The organism is Calothrix sp. CBUCES-K 9914, from assembly GCF_059640475.1.
Genome location: NZ_JBXXZH010000487.1, coordinates 1 through 2,852, shown reverse-complemented (window position 1 = coordinate 2,852; position 2,852 = coordinate 1). Strand labels below are relative to the sequence as shown.

2 protein-coding genes are annotated in these 2,852 nt (G+C 43.1%); one reads left to right on the top strand and one right to left on the bottom strand.

Features of this window, described 5'->3' with window-relative positions:
- Positions 1 to 2,186, bottom strand: a 2,186-nt coding sequence (locus AC2JBO_RS44305) for a CarD family transcriptional regulator (protein WP_496959976.1), incomplete at its 3' end; no start/stop codon positions are given.
- A gap of 277 nt (positions 2,187 to 2,463) precedes the next feature.
- Here AC2JBO_RS44305 and AC2JBO_RS44300 point away from each other — a divergent pair.
- The coding region (locus AC2JBO_RS44300; protein ID WP_496959975.1) for a CNNM domain-containing protein at positions 2,464 to 2,852 on the top strand (389 nt) is incomplete at its 3' end.

Below are 2,852 nucleotides of genomic sequence, written 5' to 3'. Positions count from 1 at the left end.
GCCAAAAGAGCCACTTGTTTGCCAGCGGTGACAGCTTTAAAAATCGCGCGGATAGCAACCTCAGTCTTACCAAAACCCACATCTCCACATACCAACCTATCCATCGGTCGGTTACTTTCCATATCTCGCTTCACATCTTGCGTAGCTTTGAGTTGGTCAGGAGTTGGTTGATAAGGGAAAGAATCTTCCATTTCCTCTTGCCAAGGCATATCCTCCGGGTAAGAAAACCCTTGTTGCTGAGACCGAGCCGCATACAACTTTAACAAATCTACCGCTAACTTCTTAATCGCCTTGCGAACTTTATTCTTAGTATTCTCCCACGCCTTACCCGTCATCTTATTCAGTTCAGGCGCCTTATTTGTAGTCGCACGGAACCTAGAAAGGGCGCCTACCTGGTCAGCAGCAACACGCAATAACCCATCCGCGTACTGTATCACCAAATAATCGCGCGTCTCCTCATTCAGCGTTAAACTCTCAAGCTTTTGAAACTTACCTACACCATGATTACGGTGTACTACATAATCACCCGGACGCAACTTATTTAAATCAACTTGCTTAGAAGTAGACTGGCGCCGTTTACGAACATAGCTAGGAGTCGCAAGCGAATGCTGCCCATAAAACTCACGGTCGGTAACAATAACCATTCGGTAAGTTGGCAGCACAAACCCTTCCAGTTCCGCAAGTCCAGAATATTTAAGCGCTACAGGCGTATGATTTATTTGTAGCTTTTCAATCGCCTGAAAATCATTTGGGTTGGGAATAAACTGCGCTGGACAGTCATGTTCCTGCAATAACGATACAGAACGGCTTGGTTGTGCAGAAATTACCCATACAGAGAAATTACGGTCACGCTCTTGTCTTATTGTTTCCGCTATTTTGGCAAACTGGTGTGGAGTTACAGGAACAGGACGGCCAGCAAGATTAATACCTGATTGATTACCTTGCTCAGTAATAATTGTTTCCGCCAGTTCCGATAAATAAATTAATTTATATACCGAAGCAGCAAGCAAACACTCACCAAATTCACGATGTATCTTGGGAAGTAAGGAGTGAGGAGTGAGGAGTGCTGAGTGAGTCGTGCTGAGTGTAGAGACGCGATTAATCGCGTCTCTACGAGGAGTGGGTAATTCGTCTTCGTTATCATCCTCATTTTCTGTTCCCCATTCCTCACTTTGTGTACCTAATTGCTGCCACTGTTCTTCAGCATTCTCTACCCAACGGTCACTATGTGCATAACACTGTTCAGGTTCATCAATCGCAATAAAAGTATTGGATGGTAAATAATCTAATAAAGAAGCTGGCTTATCATATGCCAAACCCAAAAATCTACGACTTCCTTCTATAAGTAATGAGTGCTGAGTCCTGAGTGCTGAGTCTTTCTCCAACTCAGCACTCAGCACTTTATACTCAGCACTATTATTGAGAGCTTCAGTAAAAATAACACTAAAAGTAGTAGGTGTTAAAACTAATTCTGGAACTTTATCGAGTGCAGAACGCTGTGTAGCGGGGTCAAATTCGCGAATTTGCTCAATTTCATCACCGAACCATTCTAAGCGTACTGGCAATTCTGAGGATACAGGGAAAACGTCAACAATATCACCGCGCCGACTCCACTGTCCTTCCGTCTCAACTAAAGCAACCCGTTCGTAACCTAACTTAGTAATTTGTTCACCAAACTTATCTAAATCAATCTCGCTTCCCTGCTTTATAGTAAGACAAAACGGTATAAAAGCTTCGCGCGGGGGTAAATGGGGTTGTAACGCTCCAACAGTAGCAACGATAGCAATTTGATTTGTAGAAGCTCCAAGATTGTTTTTTGCTCCATTGTGATTTACCAATTGCTCTTTATCTTTGACCAAATCCGCCAAAACCTGCATTTGTCCCCAAGTCATTTCAGTTTCAGGGTCAAACAGTTCATAGGGTGAAGCTTCAGAAGTTGGGTAAAAAAGCACGTTTCTCCACCCCATCGCTTCCAGTTGTGCTGTCCAGCGTCCTGCCTCTTCCAAAGTCGCACATACCACGCACAAATTCTGCCCTTCGGTTCTTGCCAAAGCTGAAGTAACTAAACCCTTGGGTAGACGGGCAATACCGCTTAAATATAAATCCTGTTGTCGATTTAACTTACTAATGAGTTCCGAAGTGAGAGGTGAGCGTCCCAGCGCGCGCACGATGGAGGAAAAAGTCATATTTTTTAAACAAAGGCGTGCAAGTCATTTTAAGGTACAAGCAGTTGCAACCGTACCTACCTGAAACTATTTTAGAAGAGTCCCACGCTTAAGTGGCGTACTCAGCACTTTCTAATTCCTAGTAAAATAACGAAGCGGCGCCCAAGAGCGAAAAGTGTGATTGATAACTAAGATGAGTTTTTATATATTCAGGGTATTGTATGGCATAACCTGGAATACTAGATAGTAAAAATTTCAACTTAAGCAGGGTCAGCCGTAATCTACGGCAATTATCATAATGTCTCCAACAGTGGAAATCTTAATAATCTTTCTATTAGTCCTCGTCAACGGTCTGTTTGTCATGTCTGAGTTGGCGATTGTTTCCGCGCGTAAAGTTCGCTTGCAGCAGCTTGCCGAACGCGGTGATGCAAAAGCACGTGTTGCTTTAAACCTAGCCTCCTCCCCAAACCAATTTCTAGGAACTGTCCAAATTGGTATCACCTTACTAACAATTCTTACAGGCGCCTACGCTGAAGAAGCGATATCGAAGCGACTTTCACCTGTATTAAATACATTTGCACTATCAGTCGCATATAAGGAACAGTTATCAAAGATATTAGCAATAGTTATTATCACATATATAACGTTAATTTTAGGTGAGTTAGTGCCAAAACGGCTAGCGCTGAA